Source organism: Arthrobacter sp. SLBN-53 (assembly GCF_006715585.1).
GTDB lineage: Bacteria > Actinomycetota > Actinomycetes > Mycobacteriales > Mycobacteriaceae > Mycobacterium > Mycobacterium neoaurum_A.
The window spans coordinates 1,777,239-1,795,294 of record NZ_VFNN01000001.1 but is presented as its reverse complement, the minus strand read 5'-3'; the positions used below and the strand labels follow the sequence as shown (position 1 = coordinate 1,795,294).

The following is an 18,056-nucleotide window of genomic DNA, read 5'->3' as shown; positions in this document are numbered from 1 at the left end:
AGAGTTCGCGGGGGCCTTTCTTGTCGAGCGGCGGGCTAGGCGCGGCCGCCCAGGTGTTCGGCGAGGAACTTCTCGACGAGGTGGTACATGTCGATGCTGTTGTCCGGGTTGACGAAGCCGTGCCCCTCGTCTTCCTTGACCATGTATTCCACCTCGACGCCGCGGGCCCGCAGCGCCGCGACCATGTTGTCGGACTCGGCCTGCACGACGCGAGAATCGTTGGCGCCCTGCACCACCAGCAGCGGGGTGCGGATCTGGTCCACCCGGGTGATCGGGGAGCGGGACAGCATATCGGCCTCGGCCTGCGGATCCGACGGATCACCCACGTACAGATGCCAATTGGTGGCCAGGAAGCGGCGACCCACATTCGGCAGGGTCTTCATGAAATTGGCCAGGCTGGAGATGCCGACGTAGTCGATGGCGGCGGCGAACACGTCCGGAGTGAAGGTGACCCCGACCAGCGCCGCGTACCCGCCGTAGGACCCACCGAAGATGGCGACCCGGTCGCGGTCGGCGTAACCCTGCTCGACGGCCCAGTCGACCGCGTCGATCAGGTCATCGTGCATCCGGCCGGCGAACTCGCCGATCGCGGCCTGGGTGAACGACTTTCCGTAACCGGTCGAACCGCGGAAGTTGATCTGCAGCACCGCGTACCCGCGATTGGCGAGCAGCTGAACATCGGGCTGATAGGACCACACGTCACGTGCCCACGGACCGCCGTGCACGAGCAGGACCATCGGCAGTCCGATCGGCTGCACCCCGACCGGCAGGGTCAGGTACCCGTGCAGGTCGAGTCCGTCGCGGGACTTCAGGCGCACCGGCGCCATCGGTGCCAACCCGGCGGGGTCGAGGTTCGGGTACGGCCGGAACAGCAGTCGGCTCTCGTCGGTGCTGCGGTCGTAGAAATAGGTGACGCCCGGCTCACGGTCGTGCTGGAAGCTGACCACCCACCGTTGCCCGCCGTCATCGCAGGAGATGGTCGACAGATCACCGTCGGAGAGGCCGGCCAGCCTGTCCAGAACCGCCGCGAAGTCGGGGTCGAGCGCGTGAATCACCTGTCGCTCACCGTAATAGCGGGCACCGATCAGCTCACCGGTCTGCTCACTGAGAATGAACGGGGACGGCAACATGATCTGTGCCCCGAGATCGAACCGGGGGTGGCTGTCCACCTCGGTCTCGGTGCCGGTGGCGACGTCCAACCGCATCAGCCGCATCCTGTCGCCGCCGGCGTAGGAGCCAAGCCAGATTCCGGTGCCGTCGGGTGTGGGCGCGATCGGGTGGATACCCAGCGGATAGTCGCGCCCGTCGTACAGCTTGATGGGCCGCAGGGTGCGGGTGTCCGGATCCCACCGGGAGATCTCGACGTCACCGTCGGCGGTGAGGGTGTTGGTGAACAGGTCTCCGTTGGGGCCGGTGACCCACCCGATGGCATTGCCGGGATTCTCGGCGATCATGGTGAGTTCGCCCGTGGCGATGTCCAGTTCGTAGGCGTCGACCAGCTCGGGATTGCGCGCGTTGTGCTGCACGACGGCCTTTCCCGGCCGGGTCTTGAGCAGTTCGTAGCTGACCCGGGTGTTCGGGAAGGGCGTGAGATCGACTGCGGCGCTGCCCGGATCGTCGAGATCGACGCGGTGCAGATGCCAGTTCTCGTCCCCACCGCTGTCCTGCATGTACAACAGGTGCCGCGAGTCGTGGGTCCAGCTGTAGAGGTAGACACTGCGGACGTCGTCGGCGGTGACGCAGCGCGGCTCGAGGGTGCCGTCGAGATCCTGCACCCAGATGTTGAGGCGGTTGCGCCAGGGCGCCAGGTAGGCGATCCGGGTTCCGTCGGGAGAGATGGTGGCACCGGCACGTTCCGGCGGATTGAAGAACTGCTCCACCGAGATACGCGGCGGGAGTGTGGTTTCGGTGCTGTGGCGGGCCACGGGTTCCTTTCTATGTGCTGACCGGTGCGCCGATGCGTCCGTTGGTCGCATCGAGGACGGCGCGGTCGATCAACGTCAATATGTCCTGGCTTTCGAAGGTGCGTCCGTGCACGACGACGGCGGTGCTGACGTCCTCGTCGACCACCCGCAACGCCGCGGTGGTGGCGGCCGCGCACAGCCGCACCGTCAGATCGTGGGCGGGCAGGTCGAGCCGTTTGGCGATCACCGGGATGAACCCGCGCTCCATCTCGTCGTGCACCATGAGATACGCGGTGCGCAAGGCGGGTTCATTCGCCGACATGGCCGCGATGCGCATCGCCGCCGTCTCGTCGGCGAGATCCTGTTCGGAGAACGGGTGGGCGATCGCGTCGGCGCGCATGTGTTGTCCCAGCGACAGTTCGGCAGGCCAGCGGTCCAACACCCCGATGAAACGGTGCGCGGACTTGGCGAGCAACGGCTCGACGCACGCTTCCTTCGAGCGGAAATACCGCCAGATGGTGCGGGTGGACAGGTTCGCCGCAGCGGCGATGTCGTCACCGCTGGTGCCCGACACGCCCCGTTCCCAGAACAATGCCGCGGCGTGCCGGGACACCCGCAGGCGCGCGGCCGCTGCCTTGTCGTCCATGGCGACCCACCTCCTCGGTGTCACTTAGTGACATCACCACAGTGTCATCAAGTGACATCGGGGTCAAGCTGCCCTCCGCCCCAGGTGGCCGACTCGGCGTCGGTTAGCCTGACGAACTAACACCTGCCAGGAGGTCAGTGATGGTGGATCCGCATACCCCGGTGATCGTCGGCGTCGGACAGTTCACCGAGCGCATCGATGACGACGGCTACCGGGGGATGTCCTCGGTGGAGTTGGCCACCGAGGCGGCCCGGGCGGCGTTGGTCGACACCGGTGCCGACCCGGCGACCATCGCCGCCGCCATCGAGGTCTTCGTCGGGTTGCGCCAGTTCGAGATCTGCACGCCGTTCTCGCAGGCGCCGCTGGGCTGTTCGGACAACTACCCGCGCTCGGTTGCCGCACGGATCGGCGCCGACCCGACCCGCGCCGTGCTCGAACCGCTGGGCGGGCACGGATCGCAGAAGGTGACCACCGAGTTCGCCGGAGTCATCGCCGCCGGTGATGCCGAGGTCGTGCTGGTGCTGGGATCCGAAAACGGTTCGACACTGCGCTATTTCGCGAACCGCGAGGACAAGCCGGACCACTCCGAGACGGTCGGTGGCCAGCTGGAGGATCGCGGCTACGGGTTCGACCAGTACATGAACGAGTACACCGCCACCCACGGTCTGACGGGTGCGCCCGTGCAGTACGGACTGCTGGACAACGCCCGCCGAGCCCGCATCGGTGCCTCGGTGGCCGACTACCGCCGTCAGATGGCCGAACTCTTCGCGCCGTTCTCGGAGGTCGCCGCCAAGAACCCGTTGGCGTCATCACCGGTGGAACGGTCCGTGGACGAACTCGCCACCGTCACAACGGAAAACCGGATGATCTGTGACCCGTACCCGCGCCTGATGGTGGCCCGCGACCAGGTGAACCAGGGTGCCGCGGTGCTGCTGATGTCGGTGGCCGCCGCGCGCCGGCTGGCGGTGCCCGAGGAGAAGTGGGTTTACCTGCACGGTCATGCCGACCTCGTCGAACAGTCCCTGCTCGACCGCGCCGACCTGAGCGCCAGCCTTTCGGCGGAAATGGCTGTGGCAGAGGCGCTTCGCGTGGCCGAGGCGGAGCTATCCGAGGTATCCACCTTCGACCTCTACAGCTGTTTCCCCTTCCCGGTGTTCTCGGTGTGCGACTCGGCCGGACTGGCCACCGACGACCCACGTGGCCTGACCCTCACCGGAGGGCTGCCCTTCTTCGGCGGCCCGGGCAACAGCTACTCACTGCACGGCATCGCCGAGACGGTGTGCAGCGCTCGGGAACGGCCGGGTCGATTCGGCCTCGTCGGCGCCAACGGCGGTGTGATGAGCAAATACTCGGTCGGCGTGTACTCGACCGTGCCGGTCGATTGGCGTACCGACCGCAGCCGGGAACTGCAGTCCGGGATCGACGCGCAGCCGACGGTTGCGGTCACCCGGCACCCCGAAGGTCGCGGCACGATCGAAACGTACTCGGTGCGTTACGACTGGCCGACGACCACCGGGGTCATCATCGGCAGGCTCGACGCCGACGGCAGCCGGTTCATGGCACTGACCACCGACGAGGATCTGCTCGCCCTGATGACCGACGGCGACCCGCTCGGTGCCGCGATCACGGTGACCGCGGGGGACAAGGAGAACCACGCCACGCTGGCGTGAACCCGCTCGCTCAGACCAGCTGAGCGAGCTTCCCGGCCAGCCGCTCCACATACGCGCCGACCTCGGTCTCGGATTTGTCCGGCAGGCCGAACAACACCTCGGTCACGCCGAGATCGCGCCAGTGCGCCAGCTTTTCGGGGTCGGGCTTGAAGTCCAGCGCGACGATCTGCGGGGCGCCGGCTCGGTCGGCCGCGGCCCAGGTGTCCTGCAGCAACTTGACCGGCTCGTCGATGGTGAAATCCCGCGGGGTGGTGATCCAGCCGTCGGCGGATCGGGCGATCCACTTGAAGTTCTTCTCGGTGCCCGCCGCGCCGACCAGCACCGGGATATGGGACTGCACCGGCTTGGGCCACGCCCAGGACGGACCGAAGTTGACGAATTCGCCGTCGTACTCCGCCTCCTCCTGCGTCCACAGCGCGCGCATCGCCTCCAGGTACTCGCGCAGCATGGTGCGCCGCCGGCCCGGCGGGACCTTGTGATCGGCCAATTCGTCGGTGTTCCACCCGAATCCGACGCCCAGGCTGACCCGGCCGCCGGAGAGGTGATCCAGCGTCGCGATTGACTTGGCCAGGGTGATCGGATCGTGTTCGACCGGCAGCGCGACCGCGGTGGACAGTCGCACCCGGCTGGTGACCGCCGCGGCGGTGCCCAGCGACACCCACGGATCCAGGGTGCGCATGTACCGGTCGTCGGGCAGCGACTCGTCTCCGGTGGTCGGGTGTGCGGCCTGGCGCTTGATCGGTATGTGCGTGTGCTCAGGCACGTAGAAGGTGGTGAAGCCGTGGTCATCGGCCAGCTTGGCCGCAGCTGCCGGGGCGATGCCGCGGTCACTGGTGAAGAGAACGAGCCCGTAGTCCATGGCCAGAATTAGAACGTGTTCTAGTCCGTTGGCGCAAGGCCGGGGTCCTGAGGTTCCGTTCAGCACGATCTTTACCGGTGACGGCAGGCGGCCCGAAATGCTGCCATGGCAACCATGACGACCGAACGCATCGCCGATCACACCACCTTCGCCTATTGGGTGCCCAACGTCAGCGGTGGCCTGGTCACCAGCGATATCGAGCAGCGCACCGACTGGAATTACGAGTACAACAAGAAGCTGGCCCAGACCGCAGAGAACAACGGTTTCGAGTACGCGTTGTCCCAGGTCCGCTACGAGGCCAGCTACGGGGCGGAGTACCAGCACGAGTCGACGAGCTTCAGCCTCGCGCTGTTGTTGGCCACCGAGCGACTCAAGGTGATCGCGGCCGTCCACCCCGGGCTGTGGCAGCCGGCGGTGTTGGCCAAACTCGGCGCCACCGCCGACCAGCTCTCCGGCGGCCGGTTCGCGGTCAACGTCGTCTCCGGCTGGTTCAAGGACGAATTCACCCACCTGGGTGAGCCGTGGCTCGAACACGACGAGCGCTACCGGCGCAGCGCCGAATTCCTCCAGGTGCTGCGCAAGATCTGGACCGAGGACGATGTTGACTTCCGCGGCGACTTCTACCGCATCCACGATTTCACCCTCAAGCCCAAGCCGCTGAACACCCCGGCACGGCCCAACCCGGAACTGTTCCAGGGCGGCAACTCCACCGCCGCCCGACGCAACGGCGGTCACTACGCCGACTGGTACTTCTCCAACGGCAAGGATTTCGACGGCATCACCGAGCAGGTCGTCGAGGTGCGTGACCACGCTCGGGACGCCGGTCGCGAGGTCAAGATCGGCCTGAACGGTTTCATCATCGCGCGCGACTCAGAAAAGGAAGCGAAGGAAACGCTGCGGGAGATCATCGCCAAGGCCAACAAGCCGGCCGTCGAGGGATTCCGCTCGGCGGTCCAGCAGGCCGGGAACTCCACCGCGGACAAGAAGGGCATGTGGGCCGATTCCTCCTTCGAGGACCTGGTCCAGTACAACGACGGATTCCGGACCCAGCTGATCGGCACCCCCGAGCAGATCGCCGAACGCATCGCCGCCTACCGCAAACGCGGTGTCGACCTGATCCTCGGCGGTTTCCTCCACTTCCAGGAGGAAATCGAGTACTTCGGCGCCAGAGTGCTGCCGCTCGTCCGCGAAATCGAGGCCTCCGAGAGTGCGGTCGCCGACAGCCCGCTGCTCGTATCGGCCTGAGCCGCCTCCCAGCACGGTGCGCTAGCGTGGGTCGAAATCGCCCACACAGGAGAGTCATGACCTACCCACCCGGTAGCCCCGGATATCCGCCTGCACAGCAGGGCAACCAGTACATCGCGCCGACGCAGCAGTTCGGCAAGGTCGGGGAGCCCGAGCAGACCGGACCCAGCAAGCTGCCCGCGTACCTGAGCGCGGCGGTGGCGGTGTTCGGTCTGGGCACCTACGTCTTCAACTTCGGACCGCTGCTGACCATCAGCAACTCCGACTTCCCGCAGTTCGGCAGCGCCAGCGGCAGCACCCCGGGCCTCGGCCTCGCCGTCGCCGCCTCGGTGCTGGCCGCGCTGCTGGCCGGCATCGGCCTGCTGCCCAAGCAGAAGACCCGGGCGGGACTGGTGGCCGTCGTGGCCACGCTGTCCTTCCTGCTGGTGCTCTCCGAGGTCATCAACGCCCCGACCGGGCTGTCGATCGGCTGGGGGCTGTACCTGATCATCGCCACCACGCTGTTCCAGGCCGGTGCGGCGATCGCGGCACTGCTGTTCGACGCCGAGGTGCTCACCCCGCCGGTGCCCAAGCCGCGCTACGAGCAGCCCTACGGCCAGTACGGTCAGCCGCCCTACGGTTACGGACAACCCCAGGGACAACCCCAGCAGTACGGCCAGCCCCAGCAGCGTCCGGGCTATCCGACGCCGTACGGCTCCTACCCCGGCGGCCCGTCCACCGGTGGTTTCGCCGGGGCGGGCTCGGCCGGTTCCTACAGCGACGCCAACACCGACTCGCACGCCGCGGGTGGGCACTCCGGTCCGCCGACCCCGCCCACCGGCTTCCCGGCCTTCGGGCAGCCGCAACAGCAGGGATCGTCGGCTCCCACCACCGCGGTGCCGACCCAATCGCCGACACCCCCTTCGCAGTCGGACTCCACGCCGCAATCCGGGTCGCCGTCGTCGTAGTCTGGGCGTCGCGTGCCCGGACAGCGGGGATCAGGCATGCGTGATACCAGCGTGCGAGGAGCGACCCAGCTAGTGGACAACCGATCGGTCGGCACCCGGCAGGCCCGTGATCTGCTACGGGTCGCGTTCGGGCCGTCGGTTGCCGCGCTGGGCATCATCGCCGCGATCACACTGCTGCAGCTGTTGATCGCCAACAGCGATATGACCGGCGCGTTCGGCGCCATCGCCAGCATGTGGCTCGGCGTGCACCAGGTCCCGGTGTCGATCGGCGGCCGGGAGCTCGGCGTGATGCCGCTGCTGCCGGTGCTGCTGATGGTGTGGGCCACCGCGCGCACCACCGCGGCCGCCTCGGCGCGGTCGTCGTGGTTCGTCATCCGCTGGGTGGCGGCCTCGGCGCTCGGCGGACCGTTGCTGATCGCGGCGATCGCGCTGGCCGTGATCCACGACGCATCCTCGGTCATCACCCAGCTGCAGACCCCCGATGCGTCGCGTGCCTTCGCCGGGGTCTTCCTGGTGCATCTGTTCGGTGTGCTCATCGGCATCCTGATGACCGGACGACTGGCCGGCCTGCCGTGGCTGCCGCGCTGGCTGCCCGAGGCGCTGCGCGCGGCGGCAACCGGTGTGCTCGCGCTGCTCGGACTGTGCGGTGTTGTGGCCGTCGGGTCGATCGTCGTGCACTGGGGAACCATGCATGACCTCTTCGCGATCACCGACTCGATGTTCGGTCAGCTCAGCCTCGCCCTGCTGTCGATTCTGTACATCCCGAACGTGCTGGTGGGCACCGCGGCCGTGGCAGTGGGGTCCAGTGCCCACATCGGGCTGGCCACGTTCAGCTCGTTCACCGTGCTGGGCGGTGACATCCCGGCGGTACCGGTCCTGGCCGCGTTGCCGACGCCGCCGCTCGGCCCGATCTGGGTGGCGCTACTGATCGTGGCGGCAGTGGCGGCGGTCGCGCTGGGGCAGCAGTGCGCCCGTCGGCCCGCGCCCTGGCCGATCGCACTGGCCAAGCTCGGCGTCGCCGCGCTGGCCGCGGCAGTGACCATGGCCCTGCTCGGTTATGCCGGTGGCGGGCGACTGGGCAACTTCGGTGACGTCGGGGTCGACCAGACCACGTTCGGTCCGGCCGTGTTCCTGTGGTTCGCCGTCATCGGCGGTCTCACCGTGGTCATGGCCGGGGGCCTGACGCGGCGGCCGAAGCCGGTGAAGCCCGTTCCGGCTCCCGAACCCGAACCCGAACCCGAGCCCGCTGACGAGGACGCGATCACCGAGGTCATCATCGACAGCGAATGGCGTTCCGAGCGCACCGACGATGTCATCGACGCCGAGGTGATCATCGACGCCGAGATCGACGACCATGTGATGCTCGGCGAGCCCGACTATCTCGACGCCGAGATCGTCGAGCCGCCGGTCCTCGGTGACGACGACCCGCTGCTGGATCCCGAGGAACACTTCATGGTCGACGGCGACATTCCCGACGTGGTCGCCGAAAAGCGACGCGAGCAGGACGACTAGGCTGCTGCGCGTGCCGCAGCCACCGTTCCGAGTGCCGCCCAGCGCACCGGCTCGGCTGGTGGTGCTGGCATCGGGCACCGGTTCCCTGCTCGAAGCACTGGTGGCGGCCGCGGTCGGCGACTACCCGGCGCGCGTGGTCGCGGTCGGGACCGACCGCACCTGCCGGGCGCTTGAGATTGCCGAGGACGCCGGACTCCCGTCGTTCCGGCTGCGCGTCGCCGATCATGCCGACAGAAGCGCCTGGGATGCCGCGCTCACCGAGGCCGTCGCCGAGCACGAGCCCGATCTGGTGGTCAGCGCCGGGTTCATGAAGATCCTGGGACCGCAATTCCTGCAGCGCTTCCACGGCCGGGTGGTCAACACCCATCCGGCATTGCTGCCCGCCTTTCCCGGCGCACACGCCGTCGCCGACGCCCTGGAGCACGGGGTGCGGGTGAGCGGGTGCACCGTGCACCTGGTGGACTCCGGCGTGGACACCGGGCCGATCCTGGCGCAGCAGGCGGTACCGGTACGCGACGATGACACCGAAGAGACCTTGCACGAGCGCATCAAGACCGCCGAACGGGCGTTGTTGGTGGACGTGCTGGCCGCGCTGGCGACGCGCGGCCTGACCTGGAGCGGACGAAAGGCAATCCTGGGATGAGCGAACGTAAGCCGATTCGGCGGGCGTTGATCAGTGTGTACGACAAGACCGGTCTGGCCGACCTCGCCCGTGGGCTGCACGCCGCGGGGGTGAGCATCGTCTCGACGGGCTCGACCGCGAAAACCATTGCCGACGCCGGTGTTCCGGTGACCCCGGTCGAGGACGTCACCGGCTTCCCCGAGGTGCTCGACGGCCGGGTCAAGACGCTGCACCCCAAGGTGCACGCCGGTCTGCTCGCCGACCTGCGCAAGCCAGAGCACGAGAGTGCGCTGGCCGAGTTGGGGATCGCCCCGTTCGAGCTGGTGGTGGTGAACCTGTACCCGTTCAGCGAGACGGTGGCCTCCGGCGCGGCGCCCGACGAGTGTGTCGAGCAGATCGACATCGGCGGCCCGTCGATGGTGCGTGCCGCGGCCAAGAACCACCCGAGCGTGGCCGTCGTGGTCGACCCGCTCGGCTATGACGGGGTGCTGGCCGCAGTCCGCGACGGCGGCTTCACCCTGCCCGAACGCAAGAAGCTGGCCGCGTTGGCCTTCCAGCACACCGCCGAATACGACGTCGCGGTGGCGAGCTGGATGGTCTCGGTGCTGTCCCCCGAAGAAGGCACGGCGGATGCGTCCGCGCTCCCGCGCTGGGTCGGCTCGACCTCGCGGCGCACCGCGGTGCTGCGGTACGGCGAGAACCCCCATCAGCGCGCGGCCCTCTACCGGGACGACTCGGCCTGGCCGGGTCTGGCCCAGGCCGAGCAGCTGCACGGCAAGGAGATGTCCTACAACAACTACACCGATGCCGATGCGGCATGGCGGGCGGCGTTCGACCACGAGCAGACCTGTGTGGCGATCATCAAGCACGCCAACCCGTGTGGCATCGCGGTGTCGACGACATCGGTCGCCGACGCGCACGCCAAGGCTCACGCCTGCGATCCGCTCTCGGCGTTCGGCGGGGTGATCGCCACCAACACCACCGTGAGCGTCGAGATGGCCGAGACGGTGGCCGATATCTTCACCGAGGTGATCGTCGCGCCGGCCTACGAGCCCGGCGCGGTCGAGGTGCTGTCCAAGAAGAAGAACATCCGCATCCTGGTCGCGGGTGAACCCGAGGGCACCGCCACCGAGTTGCGCCCGATCAGCGGTGGTCTGCTGGTCCAGCAGCGCGATGCCCTCGATGCCGAGGGCGACGATCCGAACAACTGGACCCTGGCCACCGGTGCGGCCGCCGATCCCGCGACGCTGGCCGATCTGGTCTTCGCCTGGCGGGCCGGCCGGGCGGTGAAGTCCAATGCCATCGTGATCGCCAAGGACGGCGCCACCGTCGGGGTCGGGATGGGTCAGGTCAACCGGGTGGACGCCGCCCGGCTGGCAGTCGAGCGGGCGGGGGAGCGCACCCAGGGCGCGGTGGCCTCCTCCGACGCGTTCTTCCCGTTCCCCGACGGGTTGCAGACACTGATCGATGCCGGGGTGAAAGCGGTTGTGCACCCGGGTGGTTCGGTGCGTGACGACGAGGTGACCGCCGCCGCGACGGCCGCCGGGATCACCCTGTACCTGACCGGGGCCCGGCACTTCGCACACTAGGTCCTTGGCCGAGTGGCCACTTATGACACGGTTCCGCCGAGAATACGTGCAATAAGTGGCCACTGGGCGCCGGCATCCCGCAACGCCCGGCAGGTGCGCTCGACGACGACCTCAGGTCGGTGACGAAGGATCCGGGCGCTCACGCGAATGATCTGCCAGCCTGCGGCCGCCAGATCGGCGAGCCGGTCGATATCGCGCGCATGTTGTCTCGGGTCTTGCCAGTGTTGTTCGCCGTCGTACTCCACGCCGACCTTGAACTCCTCATAACCCATGTCGAGCCGGTAGGGATACACCTCGATCTGCGTGCGCGGCTTGGGTAAGCCGGCGTCGACGAGCACCAGCCGCGTCCTGGTCTCCTGTGGGGACTCGGCACCGCCGTCCATGACCTGCAACACCTGCCGAAGTTGGACGAGCCCGCGCACGCCCGGGTGTTCCTCGGCCAGCACGAGAATCTGCTGCGGGGTGACGCCGGTCCGGTTCGCCAAGGCGTCGACCTGCTCGACCGCCCGCAACCGGCCCCTCCGTCTCCCGAGATCGAAGGCCGTCCGCGCCGGTGAGGTCACCGTGATCCCACGAACGGTCCGGTATTCGCCGACGAGGAGCGCATCGCGATGGATCAGGATTCCACTGACGGGTTTTCCGTTGACGCGGAACAATTCGGCCGGTGTCGCCGGGTCTATCCACCGTGTGCCGTACCACGCGGAGGCGGACAAACCGCCGAGGATGCCCTTGCGTTGTGACCAGAGCCAGGCGGCGTGGGCCCGCGTCTCGGCGGTGAGGGTCGCACCGGGAGTCAGGTAGACATTGCGATAGAGGGACCGGTGGTGTCGTAGTGCGCGACGACTCAGGGTGCCGGTGTTCAGGGCCTCGTTGCCCAAGAAAGCAACCATGGGTGCAGGGTCGCGTGGGTAGACGACGCCGCAGGTCGCTCAGCTCACCGGGAATGCGTTGACTGTGGACGAAGGCGCGATTGTGGACAGCCGACTCATGGCTCAGTGGCCACTTGTGACACGGTTCCGCCGAGAATGCGTGCAATAAGTGGCCACTGGGCGCCGGAGGTCAGGCCGCTTTGCTGGCCTCGGCGGTGACGTGTTCGACGAATGAGGCGATCTCGTCGATGGCGCGGCGGGCGTCGGGGTTGACATCGAAGGTCAGCTGGAACATGTGCATGGCCTTGTCCCACACCTGAACCCAGACCGGCACCCCGGCGGCCTTGAGCTGATCGGCCAGCACGAAGGTGTCGTTGCGCAGCATCTCGTTGGTGCCGATCTGCAACAGGAACGGGCCCAGGCCTTTCGCGTTGGCCTCGGCGGGCATGATCGGCACCGGGCGGGTGCCGTTCACCGTCGCGAAGACGTCGTAGATGAACTTGACCGTCATGAACGGGAAGAGCACATCCCGATGTTGTTTGAGGGCCTGATACTTCAGATCCATATCGGCAGAGGTCAACGCCGACAACAGGATCTGCCCGGCCGGCACCGGGAGCCCGGCGTCGCGCACGGCCAGCGCGGTGTCGGCCGCGATGAGACCGCCCGCCGAGTCGCCGGCGAACACGATGCGGCTCGGCGCGAAGCCGAGATCCAAGGCGCGCCGGTAGGCATCCACCCCGTCCTCGACGGCCTCTTCGATCGTGGCCTGGGGTGCCAGGCGGTAACCGACATTGAGCACCTTGGCTCCGGTGGCGGCCGACAGTTTGGAGACGAACCGGCGATGCGAGTTCAGCCCGAGGGTGACCAGCGCCGAACCGTGAAAGTAGATGATCAGATCGGTGGACGTGCCGGCGGCGGGCGCGTTGACCCATTCGGCCGGGCAGTGCGGCAGCGCCTCGCGGGTGACCGTGGTGCCGGGCAGCGCGGAGATCGCCCGCAGCGGCCGGTCGATGACGTCGAGATGTGCCCGTTGCAGGCCGGCCGGCCAGATGCGGTTGACCAGCAGGCCGATCAGGGTGGACAACCCGAGCACGGGGCGAAGCGTCAGCGCGGTCAGCACACCCAGCACCCGCGACTGCCAAGACGCCGGCCCGAAGTGCGTCGTCATCGGCCGGTCGTGCCATTCGAGCAAGTTCACGGTACCGAGGGTACCGGGTAGTTCGCGGCAAGCGAAAACCGGCATTCGCCCGGTGACCATGCCTGCGGTCGACAGCAGTCGTAGCGTGGAGGTCGTGACATCACCTAACGACTTGCCCCGCACTCTCGGCGAACTGCGCGCCTCCGGCCACGTCGAGCGCGGGATCAAGGACGAGATCCGGGCCAACCTGCTGGCCCGGTTGGCCGACGGGGAAGAGGGCACCGCGATCTGGCCCGGTCTGTTCGGATTCGAGGACACGGTGCTGCCGCAGGTCGAACGTGCCCTGATCGCCGGCCACGATTTCGTCCTGCTCGGCGAGCGCGGGCAGGGCAAGACCCGGCTGCTGCGCTCGCTGGTCGGCTTGCTCGACGAATGGACCCCGGTGATCGAGGGCTCCGAACTGCACGAGCACCCATACTCGCCGATCACGCCGGAGCAGATCCGGCGCGCCGCCACCTCCGGTGACGATCTGCCGGTCGCCTGGGTACACCGCAGCGAGCGCTACACCGAGAAGCTGGCCACCCCCGACACCAGCGTCGCCGACCTGGTCGGTGATATCGACCCGATCAAGGTGGCCGAGGGACGCAGTCTCGGGGACCCGGAAACCATTGCCTACGGCCTCATCCCGCGCGCACACCGCGGCATCGTCGCCGTCAACGAACTGCCCGACCTGGCCGAGCGTATCCAGGTGTCCATGCTCAACGTGATGGAGGAGCGCGACATCCAGGTGCGCGGGTACACCCTGCGGCTGCCGCTGGACGTCCTGGTGGTCGCCAGCGCCAACCCCGAGGACTACACCAACCGCGGCCGCATCATCACCCCGCTCAAGGACCGGTTCGGCGCCGAGATCCGTACCCACTACCCGCTGGAACTCGACGCCGAGGTCGCCGTCATCGCCCAAGAGGCACACCTGAGCGCCGAGGTCCCCGAGTACCTGCTCGCCGTCGTCGCCCGGTTCGCCAGGGCGCTGCGCGAGTCCACGGCCGTGGACCAGCGTTCGGGGGTGTCGGCCCGGTTCGCCATCGCCGCGGCCGAGACCGTCGCCGCCTCGGCGCGGCACCGCGCCGCCATCCTCGGTGAGCAGGATCCGGTGGCCCGCGTCGTCGACCTTGGCACCGTCATCGACGTGCTGCGCGGAAAGCTCGAATTCGAGTCCGGCGAGGAGGGCCGCGAGCAGGCGGTGATGGAGCACCTGCTGCGCCGCGCCACCGCCGACACCGCGGCCAGGGCGCTCGGCGGACTGGACGTCGGGCCGTTGGTCGCCGCGGTCGAAACGGGCTCACCGGTGACCACCGGTGAGCGGGTGAGCGCCAAGGACGTGCTCGCTGCGCTGCCGGAGCTGGAGGTGATCGACCAGATCGCCGAACGCCTCGATGCTCGCACCGAGGGGCAGCGCGCCGCCGCGGTGGAGCTGGCGCTGGAAGGCCTGTATCTGGCCAAGCGGATCGACAAGACCTCCGATGATGGTGAAACCGTCTATGGCTAAACATAATTCGCGGTATTCGCGCTACACCGGCGGGCCAGATCCGCTGGCCCCGCCGGTTGATCTGCGCGAGGCGCTGGACCAGATCGGTGAGGACGTGATGTCCGGCGCGTCGCCGCGACGGGCGCTGCAGGAACTGATGCGCCGCGGTACCGCCTCCATGCCGGGCGCGGACAAGCTGGCCGCCGAGGCTCACCGGCGGCGCCGGGAACTGTTGCAGCGCAACAACCTCGACGGCACCCTCGCCGAGGTCAAGAAGTTGCTCGACGAGGCCGTGCTGGCCGAGCGCAAGGAACTGGCCCGCGCCCTCGACGACGACGCCCGGTTCGGTGAGATGCAGATGGAGGCGCTGTCGCCGTCGCCGGCCAAGGCCGTCCAGGAACTCGCCGACTACAACTGGCGCTCGGCCGAGGCCCGGCAGAAGTACGACCAGATCAAGGATCTGCTCGGCCGCGAGATGCTCGACCAGCGGTTCGCCGGGATGAAGGACGCGCTGCAGAACGCCACCGACGACGACCGCGCCGCCATCAACAAGATGCTCGACGACCTCAACGATCTGCTGGAAAAGCACGCCAGGGGAGAGGACACCGACGAGGACTTCGAGAAGTTCATGGCCGAGCACGGTCAGCACTTCCCGGAGAACCCGCGCAATGTCGACGAGCTGATGGATTCGTTGGCCAAGCGCTCCGCGGCCGCCCAACGGTTCCGCAACAGCCTGTCCGAATCCCAGCGCGCCGAGCTGGATGCCTTGGCCCAGCAGGCCTTCGGATCGCCGTCGTTGATGAATGCGCTGAGCCGGCTGGACGCCAACCTGCAGGCCGCCCGCCCCGGCGAGGATTGGAACGGTTCGCAGGAATTCCGTGGTGACGATCCGCTGGGCATGGGTCAGGGTGCGCAGGCGCTCGCCGATATCGCCGAGCTGGAACAGCTGGCCGAACAGCTCTCGCAGGGCTATGCCGGGGCCACCATGGAGGATGTCGATCTGGACATGCTGGCCCGCCAGCTCGGTGACGAGGCCGCCGTCAACGCCCGCACTCTGGCCGATCTGGAACGTGCGCTCACCGAACAGGGTTTCCTGGACCGTGGCTCCGACGGTCAGTTCCGGCTGTCGCCGAAGGCGATGCGCCAGCTCGGGCAGACAGCGCTGCGCGATGTCGCCCAGCGGCTCTCGGGCAGGCACGGTGAGCGCGAGACGCGCCGCGCCGGTGCGGCCGGTGAGCTGACCGGGGCGACCCGCCCGTGGGCGTTCGGGGACACCGAGCCGTGGAATGTCACCCGCACGATCACTAATGCCGTGCTCCGCACGGCGGCCACGAACGACGTGCTCCGCACGGCGGCGACCAGAGACATCCAACGCCGACCCGGAGCCGGGCATATCGACGGCCCGGTGCGGATCGGTGTCGAGGATGTCGAGATCTCGGAGACCGAGACCCGCACCCAGTCCGCCGTCGCCCTGCTGGTGGACACCAGCTTCTCGATGGTCATGGAGAACCGGTGGTTGCCGATGAAGCGCACCGCGCTGGCGCTCAACCATCTGGTGAGCACGCGGTTCCGCTCCGATGCGCTGGAGATCATCGCGTTCGGCCGGCACGCGCGCACCGTCAGCGCCGCCGAGCTGACGGCCCTGGAGGGGGTGCGCGACCAGGGCACCAACCTGCACCACGCGCTGGCCTTGGCGGCCCGGCACCTGCGTAAGCACCCCAACGCCCAGCCGGTCGTGCTGGTGGTCACCGACGGGGAGCCGACGGCGCATCTTGAGGATTTCGGTGACGGCGCCGAGGCGTTCTTCTACTACCCGCCGCACCCGCGCACGATCGGACTGACGGTGAAGGGTTTCGACGATCTCGCTGCCCTGGGCGCGCAGTTGACGATCTTCCGGCTCGGCAGCGACCCGGGTTTGGCCCGGTTCATCGATCAGGTGGCCCGCCGGGTCGGCGGCCGTGTCGTGGTGCCCGATCTCGACGGGCTCGGCGCGGCGGTGGTCGGCGACTATCTGCGCGCGCGGCGCCGCTGATCGTTGCGCTGTTCAGCAAAACAAGCGTCGCGGAAGCGCGCTTTTCAGCAAATGATGCTCAGCTGTTCTTGCGTTTCTTGCGCTTGACGCCGACGCTGCCCCACAGCGAGAACCCACGGATGGTCACGCACGGCGCGCCGGGTGTCCCCGGTTCGCCGACATGGTCGAACGAGCCCATCACGGCGTGCCCACGGACCGCGACGTTGACCTCCGGCGGCACCAGGATCGTCTGACCGCCGAAGATGGAGATCGTGTGGATGTCCACATCGGGTGAGGTGAAGTCGGCGTAGCGCAGATCGATGACACCGCCGCCGAACAGCGCGAAGGACGTCAGACGCTTCGGGACGTTCCAGCGGCCACGGCGTTCGAACCCGCTCAGGATGGCCAAGAGCAGGGTCGATGGCGCCGGCCGGCGGGGTCCGCACTGTGCGGTGGTGGCGAAGTCCGGCAGATCGGACGAGAGTCGGGCGAGCTCACCGTGTGTCTTGGCTGCATAGGCCTTGGCCAGCCGCTGCTCGTACTCTTCGACGCTGAGCCGGCCCTGGGCGGCGGCGTCGGTGAGAAGCTGGGCAGCCTGCGCCCGCTCGGCATCGCCGGCTCGGGTCGAGCCAGGTTCGGCGGCTGAGGTGCTCATCGCAGACGAGCCTACGACTCATACTCGCGAATGCAAGCGCGTGGGCAAAACTGTTACGGCAAACATCGCCGCTCGGACGCCCGGCTGGCAAACGACAGCTACCCCCTCACGTCCAGGACGGCCGGCGTTTCTGCAGGAAAGCGAGCATGCCTTCGTGCGCCTCCTCGGATACGAACAGCCGTGCCGATTGCTCGGTGAGTTCCTCGGCACGTTCGTCGAAGCCGGCCAGCACCGACGCGGTGGTGAGCGCCTTGGATGCGGCAAGCCCCTGCGGCGAAGCTTTGGCGATGCTCGCGGTGAGATCGGCGACCGTCGCGGCGACGTCATCGGCGGCCGCGGTGATGAGCCCGATCCTGGCGGCCTCCGCCGGCCCGAACTTCTCGCCGGTGACGAAGTAGCGGCCCGCGGCGCGGGCGGTCAGCTTCGGCAGCAGGGTCAGCGAGATGATCGACGGAGCCACCCCGATCCGCGCCTCGGTGAGGGCGAAGGAGCTCGCGGGTCCGGCCACCGCGATATCGCAGGCGCCGACCACACCCATGCCGCCGGCCCGCACGTTCCCGTCGACCGCGGCGATCACCGGGACCGGCAACTCCAGGATCGCGCGCAGCAGGCGGGTCATCTCGCGGGCCCGGTCGACCGCCACATCCCCCGGTTCTCGGCCGGCTGCCTCGGACAGGTCGGCGCCCGCGCAGAACGTCGGACCGGTGTGGCCCAACACCACCGCGCGGACATCGGCGGCCGCCGCGTCGGCGAACCCCTGATGCAACTGTTCGACCAGCGCGGTGGACAGCGCGTTGTGGTTGTGCGGGGAGTTCAGCGTCAGGCGGGCGATCCGGCCCTCGACCGTGTAATCGACCGGCATGG

At 68.2% G+C, this 18,056-nt stretch carries 15 protein-coding genes; 8 read left to right on the top strand and 7 right to left on the bottom strand.

Features of this window, described 5'->3' with window-relative positions; genetic code table 11:
• Positions 1-35: 35 nt before the first annotated feature.
• Both FBY28_RS08510 and FBY28_RS08505 read right to left on the bottom strand, forming a co-directional pair.
• Entirely contained in the window at positions 36-1,925 is a 1,890-nt protein-coding gene (locus FBY28_RS08510; RefSeq protein WP_141865880.1) for a S9 family peptidase, read from the bottom strand.
• Between the two features lie 10 nt (positions 1,926-1,935).
• Complete coding sequence (locus FBY28_RS08505) at positions 1,936-2,550, bottom strand: TetR/AcrR family transcriptional regulator (RefSeq protein WP_141865878.1); 615 nt, start codon at positions 2,548-2,550, stop codon at positions 1,936-1,938.
• Between the two features lie 140 nt (positions 2,551-2,690).
• On the opposite strand from FBY28_RS08505, the gene FBY28_RS08500 reads away from it, so the two are divergent.
• Positions 2,691-4,220 carry an acetyl-CoA acetyltransferase gene (locus tag FBY28_RS08500; protein WP_141865876.1) on the top strand — a complete coding sequence of 510 codons (1,530 nt, stop codon included), beginning with the start codon at positions 2,691-2,693 and terminating at the stop codon, positions 4,218-4,220.
• Positions 4,221-4,230: 10 nt separating this feature from the next.
• Here FBY28_RS08500 and FBY28_RS08495 read toward each other — a convergent pair whose 3' ends face one another.
• Positions 4,231-5,079 carry an LLM class F420-dependent oxidoreductase gene (locus FBY28_RS08495; RefSeq protein ID WP_141865873.1) on the bottom strand — a complete coding sequence of 283 codons (849 nt, stop codon included), beginning with the start codon at positions 5,077-5,079 and terminating at the stop codon, positions 4,231-4,233.
• A gap of 105 nt (positions 5,080-5,184) precedes the next feature.
• On the opposite strand from FBY28_RS08495, the gene sfnG reads away from it, so the two are divergent.
• From sfnG to purH, 5 genes are read left to right on the top strand one after another with little or no spacing between them, the layout of a single operon-like run.
• On the top strand, positions 5,185-6,324 hold the full coding sequence (gene sfnG / locus FBY28_RS08490; protein ID WP_216847570.1) for a dimethylsulfone monooxygenase SfnG: 1,140 nt from the start codon (positions 5,185-5,187) through the stop codon (positions 6,322-6,324).
• A 56-nt stretch (positions 6,325-6,380) separates the two neighbouring features.
• Entirely contained in the window at positions 6,381-7,271 is an 891-nt protein-coding gene (locus FBY28_RS08485; RefSeq protein ID WP_141865869.1) for a DUF5336 domain-containing protein, read from the top strand.
• Positions 7,272-7,307: 36 nt separating this feature from the next.
• The gene (locus tag FBY28_RS08480; RefSeq protein ID WP_216847569.1) at positions 7,308-8,783 is read left to right on the top strand and encodes a cell division protein PerM; all 1,476 of its coding nucleotides are present in this window, start codon (positions 7,308-7,310) and stop codon (positions 8,781-8,783) included.
• Positions 8,784-8,793: 10 nt separating this feature from the next.
• Positions 8,794-9,426 carry a phosphoribosylglycinamide formyltransferase gene (gene purN, locus FBY28_RS08475; RefSeq protein WP_286177866.1) on the top strand — a complete coding sequence of 211 codons (633 nt, stop codon included), beginning with the start codon at positions 8,794-8,796 and terminating at the stop codon, positions 9,424-9,426.
• On the top strand, positions 9,423-10,994 hold the full coding sequence (purH, locus tag FBY28_RS08470; protein WP_141865867.1) for a bifunctional phosphoribosylaminoimidazolecarboxamide formyltransferase/IMP cyclohydrolase: 1,572 nt from the start codon (positions 9,423-9,425) through the stop codon (positions 10,992-10,994). The genes purN and purH overlap by 4 nt, the downstream gene beginning before the upstream one ends.
• Positions 10,995-11,014: 20 nt before the next feature.
• Here purH and FBY28_RS08465 read toward each other — a convergent pair whose 3' ends face one another.
• Together FBY28_RS08465 and FBY28_RS08460 are read right to left on the bottom strand one after the other, a co-directional pair.
• Entirely contained in the window at positions 11,015-11,884 is an 870-nt protein-coding gene (locus FBY28_RS08465) for a PDDEXK-like endonuclease domain-containing protein (protein ID WP_141865864.1), read from the bottom strand.
• A 169-nt stretch (positions 11,885-12,053) separates the two neighbouring features.
• Positions 12,054-13,061 carry an alpha/beta hydrolase gene (locus tag FBY28_RS08460; protein ID WP_174241574.1) on the bottom strand — a complete coding sequence of 336 codons (1,008 nt, stop codon included), beginning with the start codon at positions 13,059-13,061 and terminating at the stop codon, positions 12,054-12,056.
• A 94-nt stretch (positions 13,062-13,155) separates the two neighbouring features.
• Here FBY28_RS08460 and FBY28_RS08455 point away from each other — a divergent pair, with 94 nt between their 5' ends.
• Together FBY28_RS08455 and FBY28_RS08450 are read left to right on the top strand one after the other, a co-directional pair.
• On the top strand, positions 13,156-14,547 hold the full coding sequence (locus tag FBY28_RS08455; RefSeq protein ID WP_141865860.1) for a sigma 54-interacting transcriptional regulator: 1,392 nt from the start codon (positions 13,156-13,158) through the stop codon (positions 14,545-14,547).
• On the top strand, positions 14,540-16,558 hold the full coding sequence (locus tag FBY28_RS08450) for a vWA domain-containing protein (RefSeq protein WP_174241573.1): 2,019 nt from the start codon (positions 14,540-14,542) through the stop codon (positions 16,556-16,558). The genes FBY28_RS08455 and FBY28_RS08450 overlap by 8 nt, the downstream gene beginning before the upstream one ends.
• Before the next feature lie 58 nt (positions 16,559-16,616).
• On the opposite strand, the gene FBY28_RS08445 is transcribed toward FBY28_RS08450, so the two are convergent.
• Together FBY28_RS08445 and FBY28_RS08440 are read right to left on the bottom strand one after the other, a co-directional pair.
• Entirely contained in the window at positions 16,617-17,192 is a 576-nt protein-coding gene (locus FBY28_RS08445; protein ID WP_141865856.1) for a DUF1707 SHOCT-like domain-containing protein, read from the bottom strand.
• A gap of 106 nt (positions 17,193-17,298) precedes the next feature.
• Entirely contained in the window at positions 17,299-18,054 is a 756-nt protein-coding gene (locus FBY28_RS08440; RefSeq protein WP_216847568.1) for an enoyl-CoA hydratase family protein, read from the bottom strand.
• Between the last annotated feature and the right edge of the window lie 2 nt (positions 18,055-18,056).